Source organism: Actinomadura sp. NTSP31 (assembly GCF_041951385.1).
In the GTDB taxonomy this organism is placed as follows: Bacteria; Actinomycetota; Actinomycetes; order Streptosporangiales; family Streptosporangiaceae; genus Spirillospora; species Spirillospora napierensis.
In genome coordinates this window covers 193,846-216,705 of the sequence record NZ_JBGNUT010000014.1, presented here as the reverse complement: position 1 = coordinate 216,705, position 22,860 = coordinate 193,846, and the positions used below count along the sequence as shown (strand labels likewise).

The 22,860-nt window shown below is 72.4% G+C and carries 24 protein-coding genes; 12 read left to right on the top strand and 12 right to left on the bottom strand.

Annotation, left to right across the window (positions count from 1 at the left end; all coding sequences use genetic code 11):
- Positions 1 to 20: 20 nt before the first annotated feature.
- Complete coding sequence (locus tag ACA514_RS24595; RefSeq protein ID WP_375043577.1) at positions 21 to 1,265, bottom strand: serine hydrolase domain-containing protein; 1,245 nt, start codon at positions 1,263 to 1,265, stop codon at positions 21 to 23.
- Between the two features lie 243 nt (positions 1,266 to 1,508).
- Between ACA514_RS24595 and ACA514_RS24590 the strand changes: the two genes are divergently transcribed.
- Complete coding sequence (locus ACA514_RS24590; protein ID WP_375043576.1) at positions 1,509 to 1,865, top strand: hypothetical protein; 357 nt, start codon at positions 1,509 to 1,511, stop codon at positions 1,863 to 1,865.
- On the top strand, positions 1,862 to 4,315 hold the full coding sequence (locus tag ACA514_RS24585) for a caspase family protein (RefSeq protein WP_375043574.1): 2,454 nt from the start codon (positions 1,862 to 1,864) through the stop codon (positions 4,313 to 4,315). The genes ACA514_RS24590 and ACA514_RS24585 overlap by 4 nt, the downstream gene beginning before the upstream one ends.
- 89 nt (positions 4,316 to 4,404) lie before the next feature.
- Here the strand turns inward: ACA514_RS24585 and ACA514_RS24580 are convergent, their stop codons facing one another.
- Both ACA514_RS24580 and ACA514_RS24575 read right to left on the bottom strand, forming a co-directional pair.
- Complete coding sequence (locus tag ACA514_RS24580; protein ID WP_375043573.1) at positions 4,405 to 4,890, bottom strand: carboxymuconolactone decarboxylase family protein; 486 nt, start codon at positions 4,888 to 4,890, stop codon at positions 4,405 to 4,407.
- Positions 4,891 to 4,942: 52 nt separating this feature from the next.
- On the bottom strand, positions 4,943 to 5,416 hold the full coding sequence (locus ACA514_RS24575; RefSeq protein WP_375043572.1) for a carboxymuconolactone decarboxylase family protein: 474 nt from the start codon (positions 5,414 to 5,416) through the stop codon (positions 4,943 to 4,945).
- Positions 5,417 to 5,691: 275 nt separating this feature from the next.
- Here ACA514_RS24575 and ACA514_RS24570 point away from each other — a divergent pair, with 275 nt between their 5' ends.
- From ACA514_RS24570 to ACA514_RS24560, 3 genes are all read left to right on the top strand, one after another.
- Positions 5,692 to 6,318 carry an FMN-dependent NADH-azoreductase gene (locus ACA514_RS24570; protein ID WP_375043571.1) on the top strand — a complete coding sequence of 209 codons (627 nt, stop codon included), beginning with the start codon at positions 5,692 to 5,694 and terminating at the stop codon, positions 6,316 to 6,318.
- Positions 6,319 to 6,457: 139 nt separating this feature from the next.
- A complete protein-coding gene (locus ACA514_RS24565; protein WP_375043570.1) occupies positions 6,458 to 7,096 on the top strand; it encodes a flavin reductase family protein in 639 nt (212 codons plus the stop codon).
- Positions 7,097 to 7,256: 160 nt separating this feature from the next.
- Positions 7,257 to 8,006 (top strand): dienelactone hydrolase family protein, encoded by a 750-nt coding sequence (locus tag ACA514_RS24560; RefSeq protein WP_375043569.1) that lies wholly within the window; start codon positions 7,257 to 7,259, stop codon positions 8,004 to 8,006.
- A gap of 57 nt (positions 8,007 to 8,063) precedes the next feature.
- Here ACA514_RS24560 and ACA514_RS24555 read toward each other — a convergent pair whose 3' ends face one another.
- The gene (locus ACA514_RS24555) at positions 8,064 to 9,512 is read right to left on the bottom strand and encodes an MFS transporter (RefSeq protein WP_375043568.1); all 1,449 of its coding nucleotides are present in this window, start codon (positions 9,510 to 9,512) and stop codon (positions 8,064 to 8,066) included.
- A gap of 141 nt (positions 9,513 to 9,653) precedes the next feature.
- Here ACA514_RS24555 and ACA514_RS24550 point away from each other — a divergent pair, with 141 nt between their 5' ends.
- Positions 9,654 to 9,980 (top strand): ArsR/SmtB family transcription factor, encoded by a 327-nt coding sequence (locus ACA514_RS24550; protein WP_375043567.1) that lies wholly within the window; start codon positions 9,654 to 9,656, stop codon positions 9,978 to 9,980.
- Between the two features lie 40 nt (positions 9,981 to 10,020).
- Here the strand turns inward: ACA514_RS24550 and ACA514_RS24545 are convergent, their stop codons facing one another.
- Positions 10,021 to 10,818: an endonuclease/exonuclease/phosphatase family protein gene (locus ACA514_RS24545; RefSeq protein WP_375043566.1), complete on the bottom strand. Its 798-nt coding sequence runs from the start codon at positions 10,816 to 10,818 to the stop codon at positions 10,021 to 10,023.
- Positions 10,819 to 10,863: 45 nt separating this feature from the next.
- The gene (locus ACA514_RS24540; protein WP_375043565.1) at positions 10,864 to 12,063 is read right to left on the bottom strand and encodes an ROK family transcriptional regulator; all 1,200 of its coding nucleotides are present in this window, start codon (positions 12,061 to 12,063) and stop codon (positions 10,864 to 10,866) included.
- A 132-nt stretch (positions 12,064 to 12,195) separates the two neighbouring features.
- Between ACA514_RS24540 and ACA514_RS24535 the strand changes: the two genes are divergently transcribed.
- From ACA514_RS24535 to ACA514_RS24525, 3 genes are all read left to right on the top strand, one after another.
- Positions 12,196 to 13,356 (top strand): epoxide hydrolase family protein, encoded by a 1,161-nt coding sequence (locus ACA514_RS24535; protein ID WP_375043564.1) that lies wholly within the window; start codon positions 12,196 to 12,198, stop codon positions 13,354 to 13,356.
- Between the two features lie 150 nt (positions 13,357 to 13,506).
- The gene (locus tag ACA514_RS24530; RefSeq protein WP_375043563.1) at positions 13,507 to 14,379 is read left to right on the top strand and encodes an MBL fold metallo-hydrolase; all 873 of its coding nucleotides are present in this window, start codon (positions 13,507 to 13,509) and stop codon (positions 14,377 to 14,379) included.
- A gap of 22 nt (positions 14,380 to 14,401) precedes the next feature.
- Positions 14,402 to 15,319 (top strand): cupin domain-containing protein, encoded by a 918-nt coding sequence (locus ACA514_RS24525; protein ID WP_375043562.1) that lies wholly within the window; start codon positions 14,402 to 14,404, stop codon positions 15,317 to 15,319.
- On the opposite strand, the gene ACA514_RS24520 is transcribed toward ACA514_RS24525, so the two are convergent.
- A complete protein-coding gene (locus ACA514_RS24520; RefSeq protein WP_375043561.1) occupies positions 15,316 to 16,341 on the bottom strand; it encodes a hypothetical protein in 1,026 nt (341 codons plus the stop codon). The two genes, ACA514_RS24525 and ACA514_RS24520, sit on opposite strands and share 4 nt — an antisense overlap.
- A gap of 431 nt (positions 16,342 to 16,772) precedes the next feature.
- Between ACA514_RS24520 and ACA514_RS24515 the strand changes: the two genes are divergently transcribed.
- Positions 16,773 to 16,940, top strand: a complete 168-nt coding sequence (locus ACA514_RS24515; protein ID WP_375043560.1) for a hypothetical protein — start codon at positions 16,773 to 16,775, stop codon at positions 16,938 to 16,940.
- Between the two features lie 3 nt (positions 16,941 to 16,943).
- Here ACA514_RS24515 and ACA514_RS24510 read toward each other — a convergent pair whose 3' ends face one another.
- Together ACA514_RS24510 and ACA514_RS24505 are read right to left on the bottom strand one after the other, a co-directional pair.
- On the bottom strand, positions 16,944 to 17,804 hold the full coding sequence (locus ACA514_RS24510; protein WP_375043559.1) for a phosphotriesterase: 861 nt from the start codon (positions 17,802 to 17,804) through the stop codon (positions 16,944 to 16,946).
- Positions 17,801 to 18,190: a carboxymuconolactone decarboxylase family protein gene (locus ACA514_RS24505; protein WP_375043558.1), complete on the bottom strand. Its 390-nt coding sequence runs from the start codon at positions 18,188 to 18,190 to the stop codon at positions 17,801 to 17,803. The genes ACA514_RS24510 and ACA514_RS24505 overlap by 4 nt, the downstream gene beginning before the upstream one ends.
- 68 nt (positions 18,191 to 18,258) lie before the next feature.
- Here ACA514_RS24505 and ACA514_RS24500 point away from each other — a divergent pair, with 68 nt between their 5' ends.
- Positions 18,259 to 18,822, top strand: a complete 564-nt coding sequence (locus ACA514_RS24500; RefSeq protein WP_375043557.1) for a CGNR zinc finger domain-containing protein — start codon at positions 18,259 to 18,261, stop codon at positions 18,820 to 18,822.
- A gap of 86 nt (positions 18,823 to 18,908) precedes the next feature.
- Positions 18,909 to 19,715, top strand: coding sequence for an SDR family NAD(P)-dependent oxidoreductase (locus ACA514_RS24495; protein ID WP_375043556.1), 807 nt, complete (start codon positions 18,909 to 18,911; stop codon positions 19,713 to 19,715).
- Positions 19,716 to 19,912: 197 nt separating this feature from the next.
- Here ACA514_RS24495 and ACA514_RS24490 read toward each other — a convergent pair whose 3' ends face one another.
- The 3 genes from ACA514_RS24490 to ACA514_RS24480 form a co-directional block, all read right to left on the bottom strand.
- A complete protein-coding gene (locus tag ACA514_RS24490; RefSeq protein ID WP_375043555.1) occupies positions 19,913 to 21,394 on the bottom strand; it encodes a DHA2 family efflux MFS transporter permease subunit in 1,482 nt (493 codons plus the stop codon).
- Position 21,395: 1 nt separating this feature from the next.
- On the bottom strand, positions 21,396 to 21,968 hold the full coding sequence (locus ACA514_RS24485) for an NADPH-dependent FMN reductase (protein WP_375043554.1): 573 nt from the start codon (positions 21,966 to 21,968) through the stop codon (positions 21,396 to 21,398).
- Positions 21,969 to 22,029: 61 nt separating this feature from the next.
- Positions 22,030 to 22,797: an ATP-grasp domain-containing protein gene (locus ACA514_RS24480; RefSeq protein WP_375043553.1), complete on the bottom strand. Its 768-nt coding sequence runs from the start codon at positions 22,795 to 22,797 to the stop codon at positions 22,030 to 22,032.
- Between the last annotated feature and the right edge of the window lie 63 nt (positions 22,798 to 22,860).

Here is a 22,860-nt window from a genome sequence, read left to right as displayed (position 1 = left end):
CTCGGCGGCGCCGGACCGCGTCAGCCACCTGACTCGCCGCCGGGCGTGGCTCCGGTGACGGCCTGCATCTCCTGCCCGGTCATCTCCTGCAGCGGCACGCCGTCGATGTTGCTGAGGATGACGCCGACCCAGCCGCTGTAGGGGTAGATGGTCCAGTTGGCGCCGACGCCGGGGTTGCCGCCGCCGCGACTCCACGCCCATTGGCCGTTGACGATGCGGACCACCGGCCCGTAGGCGCCGAATGACGCCGGTCCGTGGGGGCTGTTGGCGGCGGTGAACACGTCGGCCCAGGGCCGGTCCAGGACTGTGCCGTCGCCCAGCGCGTGCGCGAAGCGAACCAGATCCGGTGCGGTGGTGAAGCCGCCGTCCCCGGGGGCGTCGATGAAGGCGCGGCCCGGGTTCTTGCCCAGCGTGGACGGGGCCGGGCTGCTCTTGTCCAGGTTGCGGACGGCGTCGACCCGGCTGCCGTCGGCCAGTGTCATGTACGGGTGCGCGATGTGGGGGTCGGTGAGCCACTGCGGCCTGGTGGAGAACGCCGTGCCGGTCATGCCGCAGCGCTTGAAGATGTTCTCCTGGACGTAGTCCCAGTACGTCTTGCCGGTGACGGCCTCCACGATCAGCGTGGCCATGGTGATGCCGGCGCCGGCGCCGTCGGTGTGGCCCTGGTTGCCCGCTCCGGGGACGCCCACCAGTTTCGCCTTCCGGGTCCACTGCTCGTAGTACTCGTGCACCTCGTCCCGGCTGTTGAAGATGCGTTGCAGGTCCAGCGGCGGGGCGTCCAGTCCGGCGGTGGTGGTGAGGAGGTGGTGGATGGTCACCTGCTCGGCGATATCTGTGGCGTAGCCCTTCAGATGGGTGCCCACCGTGTCCGCCAGCCGCAGCCTGCCCTGCTGGGCCAGCTGCAAGACGGCCACCGCAAGGAACGGCTTGCCCGCCGAGCTGAGGTTGAACGCGACGTTCTCGCTGTTGGGGATCCCTTTTTCCTTGTCGGCCATGCCGTAGCTGCGCGACAGCACGGTCTTGCCGTGGTGCGACAGCAGCACCACGCCGGAGAACTTCCCATCGGCGGCCAGCTTCGCCACGTACCGGTCATAGGCTCCGCCGGGCCGGGTGTCCGGCGGGATCGCGCCGGCCGGTGCCGGGGCGGCGTGGCCGGGTCGGGCGCCCACCAGCTGCGCACCTGCCGCCACCACGCCCGCGGCCGCCAGCCCGCTCCACCCGAGCAGCCGCCGCCGGTCGACACCACGTACGGAATCCTCGTCCATGATCACGGCCTTCCTGGTCGACGAACCGGACCACCGTCCGGCCCGCAACGTTCTAGCCAACGGGCGGTCACAGCGGGGTGCCGGAAGCTGTGACCCGGCTGCGACCCCGGGACGGGGGGCGGTGCGGACTCCGCGGTGGAGACCTTGGCTGGTCCCGGACGGCCGTTCCCGGACGGCGGAGCCCGTTCTGCTGGAAAACCGCTGTGCGTTCGCTATCTTCCGAACTGTCGGCGGGAGGGGTGGATGCCTGTGTCGAACGTCATCCGGATCAGTGTCAACGGCGATGCCCACGGCGCCGACGAAGACCTGCGCTCGCTTCAGCAATGGCTGCGCGACGAGCCGGACATCCGCGGTCACGCGGTGATCTCGGCGGAGTCGGCGCCGGCCGGCGAAGGCGAGATGGGCGGCGCCCTGGACGTGGTGAAACTGGTGATCGACACCGGCTTCCAGGTCATGAACTTCGGCCTGGCCTATGCCGCCTGGCGCTCGACCCGTCCCCGGCCCGCTCCGGTGACGGTCGAACGCGGCGGGACCAGGATCGTCCTGGACGACGACGACCCGGAGACCATCGCCCGGCTGCTCCGGGCACTCGACGGGTGAACGCCGTTCCCGATCCGTCCGCGTCCCGTGCGGTGCTCGTCGGGACCGGCCGCTACGCCCATCCCTCCCTCGACGACCTTCCCGCCGTGGCGGCCAACCTGGCCGGGCTCGCCGAACTCCTGCGGTCGCCGGACGTGTGGGGCCTGCCCGCCCGCAACTGCACGGTCGTCGCGGACCCCGCCAGCGCGGCCGAAATGATCACTCCGATCGTCCAGGCCGCCGCCGAGGCGACCGACACCCTGCTGGTGTATTACGCCGGCCACGGGCTGGTGGCGCGGCTCGCCGCGGAGCTCCACCTGGCCCTCACCGGCTCAGAGAAGGACAAGGCGTCCTACACCGCCGTTCCCTACGGGCTGATCCGTGAGGAACTGGCGGCCGCGCGCGCCGACCGCCAGATCGTCGTGCTCGACTGCTGCTACAGCGGACGGGCCCTCGGACGCATGGCGGGCGGCGACTCGGCGGCGATCGTCGCCGACGAGGCCGTCATCGACGGCACCTACCTGATCGCCGCCGCGGCCGAGACCCGGACGGCGCTGTCGGTCCCCGGCGAGCCGCACACCGCGTTCACCGCCGAACTGCTCCATGTTCTCCGCCGGGGCGTGCCGGGCAAGGGCCCCTACCTCGACCTGGACACCCTCTACCGGGAGATCGCGGCGTCCTTGCGGGCCAAGCAGCGTCCCCTGCCCCAGCGAAGGGTCCGCAACACCGCGGACCGCCTCACCTTCCGCAACCGCGCCTTCAAGGGAGGCGCCCAGCAGCAGGCCGAGGACGGGAACGCCGGCGACACCACCGCGCCCGCCGACCTCCGCCGCCACGGACGGGAACTGCTGACCGAGGCCGAGCGCATCGCCCACACCGTCAACGCCAAGAACCAGGCGTCGGCCTTCGAATGGGTGTGCGACGGGCTCGCCGAGTACGACCCCGCCGCGGCCGAGCGGCTGGCCCGGACGAAGATCCCGCCGAAGAAGCAGGGCTGGGCGTTGTGGAGCATCGTCAGAACCTGGGCCGGAACCGACCTCGCCGAGGCCGAGCGCGTCGCCAGGACGATCACCGACCCGGAGATCCTGGCCAGTGCGCTGAACATCGTGGTCGGCGAGATGGCCCGACGGGCCCCCGGCGAGGCCGAGCGGCTGGCCCGGACCATCACCGACCCGAGGGCGCGGCTCCTGGCGCTGCGCTCCGTCGGCGAGGCCGTCTCGGACCCCGGCCAGGTGTTGCGAATCCTGGCCGAGGCCGAAGATCTGGCCCGCTCCTTGGCCGACCCGGCCGCACGGATTCACGAGCTGCAGGAGATCGCTGTGCTGCTGCTCGAGCTCGACCCTCGGCGGGCCCGCGATCTGCTGGCCGAAGTCCAACGGCTCGCCCGCTCCACCACCGACCCCTACAAGAGATGGATGGAGCTGCGGAAGGGCATCGTCGCCATCGCGCAGCGTTCGTCTGATGAGGCCGAGCGGCTCATCCACTCCATCGTCGAGGCCGCCGACCCCACGGCCCGGAGGTCGGTGGTGACCTCCATCGTCAGGGAGATGGCCGAGGACGTTCCCGCCGTGGCCGAGCGCATCGCCTACACCATCGCGGATCCCCACCTGCATGCCTGGGAGATCCGGGAGATCATCGAGGCGCTGGCGCGGCGGGACCCCGCCGCGGCCCTGCGCCTGGCCCGCGCCGTCACCGGTCGGGAGGAGTGGGTCTCGGCCTCCTGCATCGTCGCCGAGGTCGTGGCCGACCATGATCCCGGCCATGCGGCGGCGCTGCTGACCGAGGCCGAGGGACTGGCCCGCGCTCACGCTTCCCCTCACGCCCAGGCCCAGGACCTCGCGTCCATCGCCGTCCGCACGGCCGGCTTGAATCCCTCCCATGCCGTGGACCTGTTGACCGAGGCCGAACGCCTCGCCCGCACCGAGATGAGGCCCGCGGCGGGCAAAAGCCGCGATCTCTTCGGGCGCGATCCGGCCACCATCGCGGCGCTGGTCAAGGCGAACGCGCTGCGCTCCACCGCGCAAGCGTGGGCGGTCGTGGACCCGCCCCACGCCGTGGACGTGCTGGCCGAGGCCGAGCGCCTTTCCAGCGGCGGGGCCTACGACCTGATGGACGTCGTCAAGGTGCTGGCCCAGCGGGACCCGGACGCCGCCCTGCGCGCCACCCGCCTCGCCGCCGACCCCGACCAGCAGTCAAGGGCGGTGACCGCCGTCATCGACGTACTCGCCGTGCAGGACCCCGCCGAAGCGGAACAGCTTTCCCTCACCCTCACGGGCCGGCGAAAGCAGTCGACCGCGCTCCAGACCGTCGCCAGGGCGCTGATCGAGCGGGACCCGGCCGAAGCCGAACGCGTCACCCGCATCATCCCGCACCCCGCCTACAGGATCGAGGTTCTGACGCACATCGCCAGGGCACTCGCCCACCGCTCCGCCACCACCGCGCAGAACCCCCGCACCCACGAGATCGGCTAGGTGGCCCGGTCGGAAACGGCCGCCCACGGAGTAGCGCGGGCCCGGCTCGGATCGCTTGATCCGGGCCGGGCCGCGATAGGGGCCGCCGGTCAGTTGGCCATCTCGGCGAACTGTCCGGGCTGGTAGGAGCCGCCCGGGTTGCGGACCATCACGTTGAGCCGGTTGTTGGCGTTGATCATGGCGATCAGGGAGAGCAGCGCGGCGATCTGGTCGTCGTCGTAGTGCTCGCGCGCCTTCGCCCAGGTCTCGTCGGACACGCCGGGGTGGGCGTCGGCGATGCGGGTGCCCTCCTCCGCCAGGGCCAGCGCGGCCCGCTCGGCGCCGGTGAACACCGTCGACTCGCGCCAGGCGGCCACCAGGTGGAGCCGGACGGCGTCCTCACCGGCGGCGGTGGCGTCCTTGGTGTGGTAGTCGACGCAGAAGCCGCAGCCGTTGATCTGGCTGGCGCGCAGCATGACCAGGTCCTGGGTCGACCTGGGCAGCGGCGACTCGGTGATCGCCAGGGCGACGTTGTAGATCCGCTTGGCGATCTTGGCGCCGAGCGCGTTGGCCATCAGGTCGAAACGGGGTTCCATACGTGGTTCTCGCTTTCACTGGGGACGGACCGGGGGATGCGGGTCGTGCGGGTCAGGCGGGCTGGTACTCGCCGCCGCGCTGGTCGACGATGACGGCCATGCGGTTGGTGGCGTTGATCAGGGCGATGAGCATCACCAGATCGGACAGCTGGTCCTCGTCGTAGTGCTCGGCGGCGTTCGCCCATGCCTCGGCGGTGACGCCACCGCCGGCGTCGGCGATGCGGGTGCCCTCCTCGGCCACCCGCAGGGCGGCGCGCTCGGCCTCGGTGAACACCGTCGACTCGCGCCAGGCCGCGACCAGGTTGATGCGGGTGGCGCTCTCCCCGGCGTGCGCGGCGTTCTTGCTCCACACGTCGGTGGCGTAGCCGTCGCCGTTGATCTGGCTGGCGCGCAGCACGACCAGCTTCTGGGTCGCGGCCGGCACCGTCGACTCCTCGAGGATCGTCCGGCTCGCCGTTCCGAAGTGCTTGGCGGCCTTGGCCGCGGTCGCGGTCGGGTTGCCGAAGAGGTTCAAACGAGCAGCCATCGTGAGCTCCTTGATGTGGTGAGCGGTCGGACATGAGATGCCGGCGACCTGGATCCTGTGACACCCGAATCCGGGCGAATCGCGCCAAGGCACTCTGTGGCCGGGCTGGAGGATCCCGTTGCGCGACGGGTGGTTCAGAATCCGATGGTTTCCCGGAGCAGCAGGACGGTGCCGCGTCCTGGTTGGCCACCGGGCGGTGTTGCTAAGTGGACTGCGGTCCGGTAGTTTCCCGAAAGTGATGCGGACCGTAGTCCGCTTGTTGAAGGGAGCAGGTCATGAGCCGTTTGCTGCATGTCTCCGCCTCGCCGCGCGGAGCGTCCTCGGAGTCGCTGGCGCTCGCCGCCACGTTCCTCGACGCCTACCGGGAGACCCACCCCGCCGACACCGTCGACCACCACGACCTCTGGGACGGCACGCTCCCGGAGTTCGGCCCCGCCGGAGCCGGGGCCAAGATGACGGTCTTCGGGGGCGCCGACCCGTCCGGCGCCCAGGAGCGCGCCTGGGCCGCCGCCCGCGCCGTCTTCGAGCGCTTCGACTCCTATGACCGCTACCTGTTCAGCGTGCCCATGTGGAACTCGGGCGTGCCGTACATCCTCAAGCAGTTCATCGACGTGGTCTCCCAGCCCGGCTGGGTGTTCGGGTTCGACGCCGAGCGGGGCTACACCGGCCTCCTGCGGGACAAGAAGGCGGCCGTCGTCTACACGAGCGCCGTCTACGGCGACGGCCGCGAACCGGCTTTCGGCGCCGACTTCCAGAGCACGTTCTTCGAGGGCTGGCTGCGCTGGGCCGGGGTCGCGGACATCACCGCCGTGCAGTTCCGTCCCAACCTCGCCACCGCCGACGCCGAGACGGGACGCCGCGAAGCCCACGCCCGGGCCCGCGAGGAAGGCAAGCGTTTCTGACGGGTCCGCGCCGCCCGCGGCCGCAACGTGACGTCGCATTCCTGCCAGCGCGGGCGGTCTGGCTCGCGAGAGGGTCGGCGACGGCTCGCGGTTCCGGCCGCGGGCCGTCCCCCTCGGCATTCCGCGAAAGGCGCTTCGCATGCACGTCGTCCCCGGACTCAAGGTGCTGTACTTCGGAACTCCGGTGGTGTTGATCAGCTCGGTCAACCAGGACGGCACGGCGAACCTCGCGCCGATGTCGTCCGCGTGGTGGCTGAACCAGTCGTGCATGCTCGGCCTCGGCAACAGCGCCCGGACCACGGCGAACCTGCTGCGCGACGGCGATTGCGTGCTCAACCTGCCCTCGTCGGCGATGGTCGACGCCGTTGACCGGCTGGCCCTCACGACCGGCAGGCCGGACGTGCCGGACCACAAGGCCGCGCAGGGATACCGGTACGAGCCGGACAAGTTCTCGGTCGCCGGGCTGACCGAGCAGGCGTCGGACGTGGTCCGGGCCCCCCGGGTCGCGGAATGCCCGATCCAGCTGGAGTGCAGGGTCGTCTCGGCGCATCCCGTCGGCCGGCCGACTCCGCAGGCCACCGCCTTCCAGGTCGAGGTCCTCCGCGCCCATGTCGAGGAGGAGCTGGTCATCCCGGGGACGAGCCACATGGACCCGCTCGGCTGGGATCCGCTGATCATGAAGTTCTGCGAGTTCTTCGGCGGTGGCGGCAACGTCCATCCGTCCCGGCTCGCCGAAGGCTGGGACATGCCGCACGACCTCCGGACGTCGACCGTCTGAGCCGTGCTCCCCTGGAGGACGTCGTCCGGGAGCCCGGCCACGCCCGCGGGCCGGCCCGAAGGTGGCCCTGCCGGTACGGGTAACCGCCGGGCCTGGGACGCCGGCCGCGCGCTCGGCAGGCTTGCGGCTCATCGGACGACTTCCCCCAGGAGAGATCAGCATGTGTCACGACATCGACAGCAGGCCTCCCGCGGCGCCCGTCGTCACCGGAGGGGTGGCCGAGCACGGGCCGCTGGAGATCGGCGCCGCCGACGGCAACCGGCTCCGGGCCTACCGGGCGGCCCCGGCCGTGCCCAATGGCCTCAACGTGCTGCTGCTGCCCGACGTGCGCGGGCTGCATCCGTTCTACGCCGGCCTGGCCCGGCGGTTCGCCGAGGCAGGCTTCCACACCCTGGTGATGGACTACTACGGACGCAGCGCCGGCACCGCGCCCCGGGACGGCTCGTTCGACGGCTACGCCCATCTGCCCCTGCTGGAACCGCACCACGTCGAGACCGACGCCGCTGCTGCCGCTGAGGCGATCCGCGCCTGGCATCCCGGCCCGCTGTTCAGCGTCGGCTTCTGCCTGGGCGGCGGCTACTCCTGGCGGCTGGGTGCCGCCGGGCTCGGCCTGTCCGGCGCCGCGGGCTTCTACGGGCCGCCGCGCTTCGTCGGCGACCGCGCGGACCAGCCGTCCGCGCCGCTGCTCATGCTCCTGGCCGGCGACGACGTGGCCACCACGCCGCAGGAGCACGCCGAACTGACCGCCGCCTTCGACCGCGCGGGCAAGCGATACGAGGCCCACACCTACGAGGGCGCCCCGCACTCGTTCTTTGACGACTCCTATGACCAGTGGCAGGAGGCGTGCACCGACGCGTGGCACCGCATCCTCGCCTTCACCGCACGCCACGGCGAACAGTCCCCCAGGTGAACGACCGAGGCGCCCCCGTCCGGTTCGCGGACGGGGGCGGTGGCGCGGTGGTCGCGGTCAACTCGCGGTGGCGGGCGCCGGGTCGGGCGCTTCCGCGGCGGTCGAGGACGGTGTGGAAAAGCGGGGCAGGACCAGGCTGACCAGCAGCCCGATGACCATTCCGGCCGCGGTCAGCAGCACCACGACGAACTGGCCGTGGGCGGTGGCGGAGCGCAGGGCCTCGCCGGTCTTGCCGCCGGTGCCGATGTCGGCGAGCGCGGTGAATATCGCCAGCCCGATGGCGTTGCCGATGTTGAGGGCGGTGGAGGCGATGCCGTTGGCGACGCCCTGCTCGTGGGCGGCGGTGCCGGTGGCGGCGGCGATCCACATCGCCGTCCAGACGATGCCCTGGCCGACGCCGGAGACGACCAGTCCGGGCACCAGCAGGCCGTAGCCGGCGTCGGCGTCGAAGCCGAGCGCCATGGCGGCCGTGCCGGCGGCCCCGACCGCGAAGCCGATCAGCAGTGTCGTGCGCAGGCCGGTCCGGGTCGTCAGCCGCTCGCCGAGCTGGGTGCCGGTCGCGATCGCCAGCGAGGGGACCAGGAAGGCCAGCCCGGTCTCCAAGGCGCTGAAGCCGTGCACGCTCTGCATGAGCACGGTGAGGAAGTAGGGCAGCACGCCGAAGGTCGCCATGTAGAGGAACGTGACGGTCAGCCCGATGGTCAGGTTGCGGTTGCGGAACAGCCGGAACGGCATGAGCGGGTCGGCGCTGCGCCCCTCGATGGCCGCGAAGGCCGCCAGCAGCACCGCGGACAGCACGAGGGCGCCGATCACCAGCGGGTTCGTCCAGCCCTCCTCCGGCCCTTCGACCAGCGCGAACACCAGCAGCGTCGCGCCCGCGGTGACGGTCAGCGAGCCGGGCAGGTCGAAGCGCCGCCGCGGCCCGCCGGCCGGGTCGCGCGGGATCACCGCGAGCGCGGCCACCGCGAGCAGGGCGGCCAGCGGCACGTTGACGTAGAAGACGGCCGGCCAGCCGAAGTTCTCGGTGAGGACGCCGCCGAGCAGCGCCCCGATGGTCAGGCCGCTGGCGCCCGCGCCGCCCCAGACCGCGAGGGCCCGGTTGCGCTGCGGCCCCTCGGCGAACAGCGTGTTGATCAGCGAGAGGGTGGACGGCAGCAGCAGCGCGCCGCCGATGCCCTGCACCGCCCGCGCCACGATGATCGTGGCGGGGCTCGGCGCGAGGCCGCCGGCCAGCGACGAGACGGCGTAGAGGGCCAGCGCGAACACGAACACGCGGCGGCGGCCCAGCAGGTCGGCGGCACGGCCGCCGAACAGCAGGAACCCGCCGGCGAACACGACGTAGGCGCTCACCACCAGCTGCCGGGTCTGGCCGGGGAAGCCGAGGTCCGAGCCGATCTCGGGGAGCGCGACGAACACGATGTTCAGGTCCAGCGAGTAGATCAGTTGCGCGAGCGCCAGGAGGGCCAGGGTCCAGCCCAGCCGAGCCTGTCTTGGAGCAGCGGACATGCCAGCGGACACCCTTCGGGGGGACGGGCCGGCGGACGGGGCCGCCCGCCGACGTACGACTGTACGGATAATTACGTATGATCGTACGGAGCTGCAAGGGCGTTCTGGTGGATTGTTCGACCATCGCTGTACGGTGGGACCATGAGGTACCGCCACCCGGAGCGCGACCAGATCCGCATCGACGGGGTGCTGTCGGCGCTCGGCCACCCGGTCCGGCTGGCCGCCGTCCGCGTGCTGGACGCCGGCGGCGAGCACAACTGCACCAGCGTGCTGGTCGAGCTGGGCATCACGGCCAAGTCGACGATGACCCACCACTGGCGCGTCCTCCGCGACAGCGGCGTGATCTTCCAGGAGCCGTCCGGCCGGGAGAACCTGCTGACCCTGCGCCGCGACGACCTGGACGCCCGCTACCCGGGCCTGCTGGACGCCGTCCTCGCCGGCGCCCGCACCGACGAAGCCGGCTCCTGAGCCCGCGCCGGCGCGAGGTGGCGCCGCCTGGATGCGCCGGCTAGAGGTCGAGCACCAGAGCGCGGTGGTCGGAGACTTCCGGCGCGCTCACGATCTCGAACCGTTCCACTGCGCCGGGGTCGGAGACCAGCAGATAGCTGGCGTGCCGGAGCGGCTTCGGGTAGCGCGATGTCCTGGTGTCGGCGTCGCGGACCAGGTTGGTCAGCCCGAGGTCGGCGAGGATCTTGAAGGTCTTGCTGTCGGGGAGCAGGTTGAGGTCGCCGCACACCACGGTGACGTCGCCGTCCTGCCGTGCTCCCTCGATGAGGTCCGCGAGCCGTTCGGCCTGCGCGTGGCGGGCCGGGGTGTCGGCCTTGCCGCGCGGGTCGCGCAGGCCGTGGAGGTTGACGACGGTGACGGACCGCGCCGCCCGGCGGTCGTGCACGCGCACGGCCAACGCGGCGCGGGGCCGTCCGTCGGTCGGCCATCGGTCGCGGTGCTCGGTGTAGTCGCCGTGCACGAACGCCGACCGCACGCCGACCACGGGGAACGGCTCGCCGACGAAGGTGGCCACACCGAAGTCCTGCCGGTGCTGCCGCTGTTCGCGGTCCTGCACCGGGCCGGTGTCGCTCGCGACGAAAAGCCCGTGGTGATGCGGGAGGCGGGAGCGGACATCGGCGAGGAGGTTCGCCCGCTGGGGCAGCGAGCGGTCGGCGTCGTCGAAGCGCGTCCAGCCGCCGAGGGACGGAGTGTGGGTGACTTCTTGCAGGCACAGGACGCCGGCGCCGCACGCGTCGAGCCAGGGGGCGAGTTCGTCGAACATCGCGCCGCCCCAGGCGTTGAGGGAGATGATCCGCACGCCGACCAAATGTAGGTCCGCGGGGTCGAGTCGGCCAGCCGAGCGCTATGCGGGGGAGCGGACGGCGGCCCAGGCGGCGAGGCCGTCCTCGGTGAGGAAGTGGTCGAGCGCGGTCACCGCCGCGCCGTGGAGCGCCCCGTCGCGGCCGAGAGCGGCGGCGACGACCGGAGGCGGGTCCGGGCGGCGGAAGCGCATCAGGCCATCGGTGAGGGCGGCGTCGAACTCCGGCTCGGCGGCGGCTCGGAGCGGCTCCGCGAGGCCGCCCAGCGTGACGACGGCCGGGTCCAGGGCGTTGATCAGCCCGGCGATGCCGCGGCCCAGTCCAGTCGCCGCGCGGCCGACGGCCGTCCGGACGGCCGGGTCCGCCGGGGTGCGGGCGAGGGCGTGCTCCGCATACGCGCGGGAGTCGCGGGGCGGCGGCTCGCCGAGGTCGCGGGCGATGGCGCGGCCGTCGACCACCAGGTCCCAGCAGCCTCGGGCGCCGCACGGGCAGCGCAGGCCGGGGTCGCCGAACGGAAGGTGGCCGAACTCCCCGCCGGCGCCCGTCGCGCCGTCCACCGGCCGCCCGTCGACGACCAGGGTGCCGCCGACGCCCACCTCCACGGTGACGTGCAGGACGGTCCCGGCTTGGGCGGCGACGCCCTGCCGGGCCTCGGCGAGCCCCGCGAAGGTCGCGTCGTTGCCGAGCAGCAGCGGCACACGCGGGTCCACGGCCAGGGCCGCCAGATCGACCGGGCCCCAGCCGAGCGCGGCGGACTGGACGACCCTGCCGCGCTGTACGGTCGCGGCGATCGCCACGGAGACCGCGCGGACGCGCTGTCCGTAGCGGTGGTGGAGGCGCCGCACCGCCTGCGCGACCGTGTCGATCACGTGCTCGGGGTCGCGGCTTCGGTGGGTTCCGGTCTCCGCGATGCCGGGCCTTCCGTCAAGCGCGGCGACCGCGCACCGCCAGTCCCCCTGCCGGACGTCCACCGCGATCACGACGGGCCCGTCCGGATGAGGGGTGAGCACGGTCGTCGGACGGCCCCGGCCCGCCGTGGCGGCGGGCGTCTCGGCGAGGAGCGCGAGGTCGCGCAACCGGGCGGTGATCTCGGTGGCCGAGCCGGTGCTGAGACCGAGCCGGCGCGCGACGGCCGCCCGGGTCACGCCGGGCTCGCGGCGCATCTCTTCGAGCACGGCGAGCGCGCCGCGCCAGCGGGCGTCCCTGGCGCGCGCGGACGGCGACCGGTCCCGGGGGCTTGCCATGCGCACCTTCCCCTCAATTATGCTCGATTAGCGAGTTTATTAGAAGGGAACGCTGTGCGGCGACCACGGCGGCGCGATCCCGCCGTCACGCCCGACCACGCTCACCACCGACGCTCCCAGGAGGAGGGCGGCATGACCGACGAAGTGACCCCGTTCGAACTCGACGTCCCGGAATCCGCGCTGGCCGATCTGCGCGAACGTCTGCGGCGCACCCGCTGGCCGGAGGAGGCGACGGTCGACGACTGGTCGCAGGGCGTCCCCCTGGGCTACCTGCGCGAACTGTGCCGGTACTGGGCCGAGGAGTACGACTGGCGGACCACCGAGCGGCGCCTGAACACCCTGCCGCAGTTCCGCACGTCGATCGACGGCCTCGGAATCCACTTCCTCCATGTCCGATCGCCGCACGACGACGCGCTGCCGATCGTCCTCACGCACGGCTGGCCGGGCTCGATCGTGGAATTCCTCAAGGTGATCGGGCCCCTCACCGACCCGACGGCCCACGGCGGCGACGCCCGCGACGCGTTCCACGTCGTCTGCCCCTCGCTTCCCGGCTACGGATTCAGCGACAAACCGGCCCGCCGCGGCTGGGGCGTCGAGCGGATCGCCGAGGCGTGGATCCGGCTGATGGCGCGCCTGGGCTACGAGCGGTACGGAGCGCAGGGCTCCGACTGGGGCACCACCATCACCACGCTGATCGGCCAGAACGACCCGGACCGGGTGGCCGGCATCCACCTCGTCCCGCCCCTCGCGGCGCCGGACCCGGCGACGTTCGGCGACCTCACCGACGCCGAACGCGCCGCGCTGTCCGCACTCGAGCACGGCCGGGAGTGGGAGGACGGGTACTCGCTCGAACAGTCCACCAGGCCGCAGACCATCGGGTACGGGCTCGTCGACTCCCCCTCGCTGCTGTGCGCCTGGATCATCGAGAAGTTCCGCTCCTGGACCGACTGCGGCGGCCACCCCGAGAACGCGCTCACCCGCGACGAACTCCTGGACAACCTCATGTTCTACTGGCTGCCCGGGACCGGCGCGTCCGCCGCCCGGCTCTACTGGGAGAGCTTCAAGCAGGTCCAGCGGCTCTTCACGGCCGAGACGACCGACCTGGTGACCGTACCGACCGGATGTTCGCTCTTCCCCAGGGAGACTCCCCGCCCGTCCCGGCGATGGGCCGAGAAGCGCTTCACCGACATCCGCCACTGGAGCGAGCCCGGCAAGGGCGGCCATTTCGCCGCGTTCGAGCAACCCGAACTGTTCGTCGACGAGCTCCGCACGTTCTTCCGCCTCGTCCGCTGACATCAAAGCAGCGGCGGTGAAGCCATACGGGGACTCCCGCGAGACGCTGCCTTAACAACGAGAGACGTCGGAGCATTTCGCGTCTCCCCCGTCCCTTTCTACGGTGACGGGATGAAGAAAATCATTCTCGGTGATGTCGAGGTCTCGCGGGTGGTCGAGTGGCAGGGTGCTTTCGCCACCACCGATGTCCTGTTCCCGTCCGTGCCCGCCGAGCTGTGGCGCCGGCACGAATCCTGGCTGGCGCCCGACTTCCTGAACTCCAAGACAGGTGCGTGGCAGGCGAACGTGCAGACCTGGGTGCTGCGGAGCGCCGGCCGCACCATTCTGATCGATACCGGTCTCGGCAATGACAAGCAACGCGAAGTCGAGGTGTTCAACAAGCGCGACGGCGATTTCCTCGACCGACTGGCGGTGGCCGGGGTGCGGCCGGAGGACGTGGATCTCGTCGTCAACACCCACCTGCACAACGACCACGTGGGATGGAACACCCGGTTGGTCGACGGCGAGTGGGTGCCGACATTCCCCAACGCGCGATATCTGATCAGCCGGGACGACTTCGACTTCTGGAACCCCGCCAACGGCCACGCCCCGAAGTCTCCGTTCCAGTCCGCCTCGGACACCGGGGTCACGTTCAACGACAGCGTCCTGCCCGTCCATCAGGCCGGTCAGGCCGTGCTGTGGGAGGGCGACAGTCACCGCATCGACGAGGACCTGGTCCTGGAACTGGCCCCCGGTCACACGCCCGGTTCGACGGTGCTGTGGCTGGAATCCGGCACCGACCGGGCAGTGTTCGTCGGCGACCTGATCCACACCCCGCTGCAGATGCTCGAACCCGATCACGACACCTGCCTGAGCGAGGACCAGACCGAGGCCACCCGGTCGCGGCGCCGCGTCCTGGAGCGGGCGGCCGCGACGAACAGCCTGGTCGTGCCGGCGCACCTGGGCGGAGCGGGTGCCGCCGAAGTCGTGCGGTCGAACGGGGCCGTCTCGATCAAGCGATGGGCGCCGTTCTCGGACACCTGACCCGGTAAGGGAAGATTCGGCCATGGACGTGCTCAGCGACGCGATCGGCACCATGCGAGTGGGGCGCCCCTCCCTGTCGCTGGAGACGGCGGACCCGTCGTCGGAGAAGGAGGTCCGGCCCTTCGAGGGTGCCCGGTTCTATGTGGGCACCACGGGACGCGTCCGGGTGACGGTACCGGACGAAGAGGTCATCACCTTGCAGCCGGGCGACGCCGTTCTGCTCCCGCACGGGACTGCGCACACGCTCGTGAACGCCACCGACGGCACCGCCCAGTTCTTGTCCGGCACCTACCGGCTTCAGCGGGCCCGCCCGCACCCGCTGTTCCAGGACCTCGCCGATCTGGTGACCCTTCCGGCACGGCCGGACCGCTACCCGGGTCTCCAGGCGTCGATCGACCTGTTGCTCAGCGAACTGAGCGAACAGATGCACGGCAGGGACGTGGTGCTGCCGGCGCTGCTCGAAGTGCTCCTCGTCCACCTGATCCGCGCCTGTCTGATCGAACGTGCGGGAGTGCGGGCCACCGGCTGGTGCGTCGCCCTCGACGACGAGATGATCGCGCGATCACTGCGTGCCGTGCACGAACGCCCCGCCGATCCCTGGACCGTGGAGTCGCTGGGCGCGCACGCGGGCCTGTCCCGTGCCGCCTTCGCCCGCAGGTTCACCGCCATGGTGGGGCAGCCACCGCTCACCTATCTGACGTGGTGGCGGCTCACCATGGCGGCACGCCTGCTCCAGACGACCGATGTCCCGCTGTCCACCGTCGCGCAGCGCAGCGGCTACGGCTCCGCCTATGCCTTCGCCAACGCTTTCAAACGCGAGTACGGGATCTCAGCCGGCCGTTACCGGCAGCAGCACCGCACCGACCACCAGCATGGGACGTCGACTACGAACTCCCTGGACGACACCACCCGAGCCATGACTTCACGGCCCCGCGGCTAGTCCTCGACGGTGAACTCCGTGGTGACCGGTGCGGGACCGAGCACCCACTTCGCGGTGAGCTTCACCTTGGTGCCGGCCGGGACCGAGTCGGCGACATAGATCTTGAACTGGGCGCCGGCCTGGTCGGCCGGGATGCTGCCGTCGGACGGCACGTTGAGCTGCGCGATGACGCCGGGGGTGTCGCTGGTCAGGTCGATCCTGGCGCCGAACGGGTGCCAGATGTCGCCGAGGCCGACCACGCCGAAGTTCTCGGCGTTGCCGGGGTGGTGCCGCACCGGCCCGAGGACGCCGACGGAGAACTTCTTCGGCACGCCGATGACGCCGGCGAACTGCCTGGCGGTGCTCAAGGCGGCCATGACGGTGGCGAAACGCGGCTGGTCGTAGGCCGTGGACTCCAGGGAGAAGGTGGCGCTGGTCGCCCCGGCGGGCACGACCACGTAGTACGGGAACGAGACGGCCGCGCTCTCGTAGGGGGTCTTGCGCAGGTCGACGGCCAGCCCGCCGACCGGCGCCGGGGACTTGATCCGCACCGTGCCGGTGATCTTGCCGCCCTCCGCCGCGATGCGCTTGTCCACCGTGAAGCCGGTGACGTCCTGCACGCGAGCGTCGATCGGGTCGACGGTGACGGACGTCTCCGCGGCGCGGCCGCCGACACCGGCGGTCAGCCGGGTCACGGTCCCCGCGCTGGTCGCGGACTGCACCCGGATCGGGAAGCTGACGCGCTGCTGCCCGGCGGGCACCGTGACCTTGTGCTTGGTCGACTGGAAGTAGGTCAGGTCCTCGTACTCGTTGCCGTCCAGGAGGTTCACGGTGACACCGCCGGCGGGAGCCGGCTCGGCCAGGGTGACCGTCTGGATCGCCTCCTCACCGGAGGTGATCCTGGACGGCGAAACGCTCGTGGACTCGACCGTGACCTCGGCAGCCGAAGCCCGCAGCGGGGCGAACACGGCGGCCGCCAGGGCGAGGGGCAGCACGGCGACGGCGGCCCGGCGAGCGGCGAGAACTGACGTGGGTGCGTTCATGGGGCCAAGTCAATGATCTTCGCCGGGGCCCGCACCAGACCGCGGCCCCGTACGTTCGATCTTCGTAAGGACTTCGCCCACCAGAGTGATCAAGCCATCACACCGGTGCCGGCCGGGTGCAGGTCGCCGTGGAGCCAGAGGGGCGGGCCGTCCCAGCCGTGCGCGGCTGCGGCGTCGTCCCGGCCCTCCCGCGGCGGGTGGTCGGCTGTGTATTAGGGCCCGCGGACCTGAGTATGTGTGCTCATGTGCGTGCTGCGCCGGCGGGTCAGTCTCGTGGGCATGGAGATGATCCGGGAATCCGTGCAGGCCCCTTACGGGATCCGATCCGGCGCGGTGGCGTGGGCGCGGCGCCGCTGCTCCTCCTTGTCGTGCCCGGGGCCGTGCTCGCCGCGCGGTGCCGTCCCGGACGCCGGGGCGTCCATGCCGGGATCATGGTCTGGGAGACCGCGCTTCTGGCGGTCGGCGGCCTCGGGCTGGTCGTGCCCGCGCTGAAGATGGTGCTCGTCCTGTTCCTGGCGCTGGCTCCGGTGCCTGTCGTCGAGGTGTTCGCCGGGGTCGCCGTCCTGGTGCTGATGTTGCGGGTCGTGCGAGAAGGCTGAGGCTCACCATGCGAAGGCTTGGGCGGGGTTGGTCTTGAAGATGGCGGTGGCGGCGTCCTTGCCGAGTTGGGCCTCCACTCGGGGGCGGAGGACGCGGAGCAGGTGCGGGATGCCGGGGGTGTCGGGCGTCGTGGTGTCGCCGCCCATCAGGATCCGGCCGGTGTGCCCGGCCTCCACGAGCGCCGCCAGGACGTCGAAGAGCCGCCAGTCGGTGGCCTGATGGGAGCGGGACGGGCCGTCGAAGCACAGGTAGGCGCCCGATTCGGCGGCGCGGCGGTGGACCCAGGGGTCGGGAGAGCGGTTGAGGTGGCTCAGCATCACCCGGTCCGGCGGGACGTCCAGGGCCGCGCAGAGCAGGTCGAGGACGTCCAGGGCCGCGGTCCCCTCTTCGAGGTGGACGCCGATGGGGGCGCCGGTGGCGTTGGACGCCTCGGCGGCGGCGGTCAGGGTGTGCCGGGCGTGCTCGTCGAGGCCGTGGAAGCCGCCGGCGACCTTGATCATGCCGGCGGGGCCGTCGGTGAGCTCGCGGTGGAAGAGCTCGGCGAGGCGGGGGCGGACCCGGGCGAGGACGTCCGGGTCGTAGTGGACCGCCTGGTGCAGCCCCGTCGCGGCGATGATGTGGACGCCCGTGGCGGCGGAGAGCTCGGCGAGGTCCTTTTCGCGGCGGCCGAGGCCGTACGGGGTCCATTGGGCGATGGTCCGGCCGCCGAGGCCGGCGAAGGTCCGCAGGTGGGCGGCGGCGCGGGCCGGGTCGTCCAGTTCCTGGCCGGGCAGCCGGGGCGTGCGGAAGAACAGGTGGTCGTGGGCGTCGCAGACGCCGAGGTCGGCGGCGTCGACGTCGCCGAGGACGGTCCGGGCCCTCATCGGGCGTCGGTCAGGACCGCGGCGGCGACGCGCAGGCCGGCGAGCGCCTTCGGGACGCCGACGTAGGGCGCGAGGTGCACGAACGACTCGATGATCTCCTCGCGGGCCATGCCGAGCCGCAGGCAGGTGCGGACGTGCCCGGTGAGCTGCGGCTCGACGCCGCCGAGGGCGGTGAGGGCGGCGAGGTTGAGCAGCTGGCGGTCGCGCAGGGACAGGCCCTCGCGCTGGTAGGTGCCGCCGAACAGGCTGGTGACGACCCAGTCGGCGAAGCCGGGGGCGAGGCCCTCCAGGGCGGGGAAGGTGGCCTCCCGGGTGGTCTCGTCCTGGAGGACGTCCAGCAGGCGGTGGCCTTCGGCGCGGTCGAGGGTGGCTTCGGTCAGGTCCATGGGAACTCCTTCTGTAACGGCCTGTGCGTTACACACTAGCGTAACGGATGAGGCGTTACAATCAAGCCATGGTGAAGAGCGATCCGGAGGCCTTCCGCCTCGACTGCGGCGCGACCTGGCTGAACCTGCTCGCCACAAAAGGCCGGGCGTTCGGCGCGCGGCCGGTCGAGCGGATCCCCGATGTGCGGCGGTTCGCCGCGTGGCTCGACGCGTGCGAGCTGGCCCCGGCGCGCCCGGTGGACGCCGCCGACCTCGAACGGGCGCGGCGGCTGCGCGAGACGCTGCGGCCGATCGCGCTGGCGACCGTCGACGGCGAGCCCCCGTCGCAGGACGACGTGCGCGCCCTCGCCGGCTTCCTGGACGCCGCGGAGCCGGTCGAGCTGGCCGTGGACGGACGTCTCGTCCGGGCCGCGCCGGCCGATGGCGTCGCGGCGCTCGGCCGGATCGCGCGCCAGGCCGCCGACCAGCTGACCGGCCCGGAGCGGGCCTTCTTGAAGGTGTGCCCCGAGGACGACTGCCGGGGCGTGTTCGCCGATCCGGCGGACCGGCGCCGCTGGTGCCCGTCGCCCGCGTGCGCCAGCCGCGGACGCGTCCGTGCCCTGCGCGCGCGCCGCAACGCCGAAGGCGTGTAGCCGCCGGTGCAACCGGGACCCGCCGGGCGGGGTTCTTGAGGCGTCGCACGCCGGAGGAGGCGTGCGCACCTACGAGAGGGGATCCCATGGACCTGCGGCTCACCGGGCGGGTGGCGGTCGTCACCGGCGCCTCGAAGGGCATCGGGCTGGCCGTCGTCCGGACGCTGCTGGAGGAGGGCGCCCGCGTGGCCGCCGTCTCCCGCAAGCCGGGCCCGGAGCTCGACGCGCTCGCCGGGCCGGACCTGCTGCACGTGGCCGCCGACCTGATGGACCCGGCCGCGCCCGCGCTCGCGGTCGAGCAGGCCGTGGAGCGGTTCGGCGGGCTGGACGTCCTGGTCAACAACGCGGGCGGCCCGCCGCCCGGCGCGGTCATGCCCCGCTTCGGGTTCGGGACGCTGACCGACGACGACTGGCGCGACGTCTTCGAGTTCAACGTGGTCGCCGTGGTGCGGGCCGTCCGCGCGGCGATCCCGCACCTGCTGGAGAGCGACGCGGCGGCGATCGTCAACGTGTCGTCGGTGAACGGGCGCCGCCCGGGGCCGATGAACTTCGACTACAACGCGGCGAAGGCGGCGCTGAACAACCTGGCGAAGGGGCTGTCGGAGGAGTTCGGCCCGCAGGGGATCCGGGTGAACACGGTGTCGCCCGGCCCGGTCCGGACGGACTGGTGGACGAAGGAGGGCGGCGCCGCCGACGTCATCGCGCAGGGCACCGGGTCGGACCGCGACGCGGTCCTGAACGGCGGCGCGGCCGAGATGATGAGCCTCACGACGGGCCGGATGGCCGAGCCGCAGGAGGTCGCGGACGCGGTGGCGCTGCTGGCCTCGCCGCGGTCGGCGAGCACCACGGGGGCCGAGGTCGTGGTCGACTCGGGCTTCCTCAAGGAGCTGTAGCCCATAACTGGAGCTGCTCAACTCCAGAAGATTCATCTCTTTGACTTATGAAATGCCGGTGACCAGGATGGGTGGTGAGCGAGAGAGGCACCGCCCCGGCCAGACGATGACGCGAGGCCCCGCACGGCGCGGCCCGCGCCCTCCGGGCCCTCACGCCAGGACCCCCGCTCCGGATCTCGGAACGGGGGTTCCCGGCGTCACTTCGCCGGGGTCCGGCGCGGCAGGAACAGCGCCGGGACCAGCGCCAGCGCCAGGAGGCCGAGCGCGAAGGCGTAGGTGTGCCGGAACGCGTCCGACAGCTGGCCCGCGATCGCGTCGTGCGCCTCCGGGGTCAGCCCGTGGACGGCCTGGAGCGCGCCGCCCTCCGGGGCCCCGGGGACCAGCCCGCTCATCAGCGCGGACAGCACCACCGACGCCAGGGCCGTCCCGATCGCCCCGGACGCGGTGTTCACCAGGTTCACCGTGGTGCTCGCCGCGGGCGCCTGCTCGCGCGCCATGCCCCGGGTCGCCGCCGTCATCGCCGGCATCATCGTCGCGCCGCCGCCCGCGCCCATCAGCAGCATCGCCGCGCACAGCCCCCAGTACGGGGCGTCCGCGCTCAGCTGGACGGTGAACAGCGTGAACCCGGTCAGCGCGATCGCGATCGACACCGGGACGAGCCGCCCCGGCGGCACCCTGTCCGCGATCCGCCCGGCGACCTGCATCGCCGTCCCCGACCCGAGCGCGAACGGGATGCCGAGCAGGCCCGCGACCGTCGCGCTCTCGCCCCGCACGACCTGGAGGTACAGCGGGAGGAGCAGCATCGTCCCGAAGTAGCCGGACGCGAACAGCGCCAGCGTCCCGGTCGCCGCCGCGAACGTCCGGTCGCGGAACGGCCGCAGGTCGATCAGCGGGTTCCGGACGGTCAGCGCCCGTGCCGCGAACCCGGCGACCAGCAGCGCGCCGCCGGCGAGCGGGACCAGCACGGCGGCCGAGCCGAAGCCGCCGCGATCGCCGCCCGCGGTCACCCCGTAGAGCAGCGCGGCGAGGCCGGGCGAGAGCATCAGCAGCCCGAGGACGTCCAGCGGCCTGCGCTCCCCGGCGGTGTCGCGGGGGAACGTCCGCGCGGCGAGCGCCACGACCGCGACCGCGATCGGCAGGTTGATGAAGAACATCCACCGCCACGACACCTCGTCGATGAGCCAGCCGCCGACGACCGGCCCGGCGAGCGGGCCGACCAGGATCGCCAGCCCGAGCGTGCTCATCAGCCGGCCGAGCCGGTCCGGCCCGGCGGCGCGCAGCAGGATCGTCATGCCGACCGGCATCACCAGGCCGCCGCTGAGCCCCTGCACGACCCGGAACGCGATCAGCGACTCGATGTTCCACGCCAGCCCGGCCAGCATCGAGCCGGCCGCGAACGCGGCGATCGCCGCCAGGTACAGCCGCCGCGCGCCGAACCGCCCGATCGCCCACGCCGCCGACGGGATCACCGCGCCGAGCGCCAGCGAGTACCCGGTCGCGACCCACTGGACGGTGCCGAGCGGCGCGTCGAAGTCCGCCGACAGCCGGTTCACCGCCACGTTCACCACGGTCTGGTCCAGCGCGATCATGATCGAGCCGAGGACCAGCACCAGCACGATCGCCATCGGCCGCGCCGTCCGCCCCGCCGCCGCCGACGGGGCCTGCGTCATCGTCGTCATCTCAGGCTCCGTAGGGCCGGACGGCCCGCGCGTCGCGCAGCGCGTGCCCCCACCAGGCGAGCTGGTCGAGCATGCCCTTGGCCGCCGCGCCGGCGCCGCCCGGGTCGGTGGGCCGGCCGTCGTCGCCGAACCAGTTCCACGGGGCGTGGAAGCTGACGGAGTCCCGCATCGTGACCGCGTGCAGTTCGGCGAAGACGCCCCGCAGGTGCTCGACGGACCGCAGCCCGCCGGACACCCCGCCGTAGGAGACGAACGCGACCGGCTTGGCGCGCCATTCGTGGAAGTGGCTGTCGATCAGGTTCTTGAGCGTGCCGGGGAAGCTGTGGTTGTACTCGCAGGCGATGACGACGAACGCGTCCGCGTCCCGCAGTTTCCGGGTGGTTTCGGCGAAGCCGTCCGGCGCGGGGGAGCCGAGGCGGCTCGGCGGAGGCGCGTCCGCCGTGTCCACCAGGTCGATGACCATGTCGTCCCGCTGCCCGGCCTGCTCGGCGAACCAGGTCGTGACGGTCGGGGCGAACCGCCCCTCCCGGGTGCTGCCGGTGATGACCGCGACGCGAAGTGGTGTGGTTTCCATGGCCCTGACGCTAGGAACGCACCGACCGGCCGGGCATCTGTCACCCGACTGGCCTCCCCGCTCAGCCGACGGGCGTGGTCGTCCATTCGCGGTCGGACGGCGCCGGCGCGCACGCCCGCGCCAGGACGCGCAGGACGGCCTGCGGATCGCACCCGTAGAGGCCCGCGCCCCAGGCCGCGTTCGCCTCGACGACGGCCCAGCCCCGCCCCTTGACCAGGCCGATGTCGACGACGATCGCGGGCGGGAGGGGCACCTCGGCCAGGAGTGTGCCCGCGTACTCGCGGGCCTCCCCGTCCCGGGTCGCCTCCCAGCGGCCGTCACCGGTGAGCGCCAGTTCGCCGTTCCGCAGGTAGGGCGACATCGCGACGACCTCGCCGTCCAGCACCTGGCAGCGGTACTCGACCTCCCACTCGACCGGTTCGCCGACGAGCACGGGGGTGTCGCCGGGCACCGCGTCCGGGAGGTCGGCGGGTGCGCCGTAGACCCGGCCCTCGAAGCCCTTGCGGCCGTCCGCCGGCTTGACGAAGGCCGGTCCGGCGAACGCCTCGCGCACCTCCGCCAATGTCGACATATTCACTTTTCGACGGAGATGCCGCTCCGGCAGGCCCGGCAGCCAGGCCGGCGGCGCGTCGATCAGCGAGACGCCGAGCTGCGCCGCGATGACCTCCACGAACGTCGGCTCCCCGTACAGCGCCACGTCCTGCCGGCGCAGCCGCGCCGGAGCCCGCCACCCGCCCAGGCGCTCCGCCTTCCAGCCGGCTCGACCGGCGGCGACGCGCAGCACCTTCGAGTCCTCGGTGTAGCGAGGCGACAGCACGAGTGTCGGCACGTGGTCCTCCGGTGTCGGCGGCGAGGCCGTCAAAGAATGCCGCTTTCCCAAGCCCATGTCATC

What these genes read in the sequence shown, in the direction of transcription:
- ACA514_RS24595 (WP_375043577.1), bottom strand. Translation starts at nt 1,265, where the DNA reads ATGGACGAGGATTCCGTACGTGGTGTCGACCGGCGGCGGCTGCTCGGG.
- ACA514_RS24590 (WP_375043576.1), top strand. Translation starts at nt 1,509, where the DNA reads ATGCCTGTGTCGAACGTCATCCGGATCAGTGTCAACGGCGATGCCCAC.
- ACA514_RS24580 (WP_375043573.1), bottom strand. Translation starts at nt 4,890, where the DNA reads ATGGAACCCCGTTTCGACCTGATGGCCAACGCGCTCGGCGCCAAGATC.
- ACA514_RS24575 (WP_375043572.1), bottom strand. Translation starts at nt 5,416, where the DNA reads ATGGCTGCTCGTTTGAACCTCTTCGGCAACCCGACCGCGACCGCGGCC.
- ACA514_RS24570 (WP_375043571.1), top strand. Translation starts at nt 5,692, where the DNA reads ATGAGCCGTTTGCTGCATGTCTCCGCCTCGCCGCGCGGAGCGTCCTCG.
- ACA514_RS24565 (WP_375043570.1), top strand. Translation starts at nt 6,458, where the DNA reads ATGCACGTCGTCCCCGGACTCAAGGTGCTGTACTTCGGAACTCCGGTG.
- ACA514_RS24560 (WP_375043569.1), top strand. Translation starts at nt 7,257, where the DNA reads ATGTGTCACGACATCGACAGCAGGCCTCCCGCGGCGCCCGTCGTCACC.
- ACA514_RS24555 (WP_375043568.1), bottom strand. Translation starts at nt 9,512, where the DNA reads ATGTCCGCTGCTCCAAGACAGGCTCGGCTGGGCTGGACCCTGGCCCTC.
- ACA514_RS24550 (WP_375043567.1), top strand. Translation starts at nt 9,654, where the DNA reads ATGAGGTACCGCCACCCGGAGCGCGACCAGATCCGCATCGACGGGGTG.
- ACA514_RS24540 (WP_375043565.1), bottom strand. Translation starts at nt 12,063, where the DNA reads ATGGCAAGCCCCCGGGACCGGTCGCCGTCCGCGCGCGCCAGGGACGCC.
- ACA514_RS24535 (WP_375043564.1), top strand. Translation starts at nt 12,196, where the DNA reads ATGACCGACGAAGTGACCCCGTTCGAACTCGACGTCCCGGAATCCGCG.
- ACA514_RS24525 (WP_375043562.1), top strand. Translation starts at nt 14,402, where the DNA reads ATGGACGTGCTCAGCGACGCGATCGGCACCATGCGAGTGGGGCGCCCC.
- ACA514_RS24520 (WP_375043561.1), bottom strand. Translation starts at nt 16,341, where the DNA reads ATGAACGCACCCACGTCAGTTCTCGCCGCTCGCCGGGCCGCCGTCGCC.
- ACA514_RS24515 (WP_375043560.1), top strand. Translation starts at nt 16,773, where the DNA reads ATGGTCTGGGAGACCGCGCTTCTGGCGGTCGGCGGCCTCGGGCTGGTC.
- ACA514_RS24510 (WP_375043559.1), bottom strand. Translation starts at nt 17,804, where the DNA reads ATGAGGGCCCGGACCGTCCTCGGCGACGTCGACGCCGCCGACCTCGGC.
- ACA514_RS24505 (WP_375043558.1), bottom strand. Translation starts at nt 18,190, where the DNA reads ATGGACCTGACCGAAGCCACCCTCGACCGCGCCGAAGGCCACCGCCTG.
- ACA514_RS24500 (WP_375043557.1), top strand. Translation starts at nt 18,259, where the DNA reads ATGGTGAAGAGCGATCCGGAGGCCTTCCGCCTCGACTGCGGCGCGACC.
- ACA514_RS24495 (WP_375043556.1), top strand. Translation starts at nt 18,909, where the DNA reads ATGGACCTGCGGCTCACCGGGCGGGTGGCGGTCGTCACCGGCGCCTCG.
- ACA514_RS24490 (WP_375043555.1), bottom strand. Translation starts at nt 21,394, where the DNA reads ATGACGACGATGACGCAGGCCCCGTCGGCGGCGGCGGGGCGGACGGCG.
- ACA514_RS24485 (WP_375043554.1), bottom strand. Translation starts at nt 21,968, where the DNA reads ATGGAAACCACACCACTTCGCGTCGCGGTCATCACCGGCAGCACCCGG.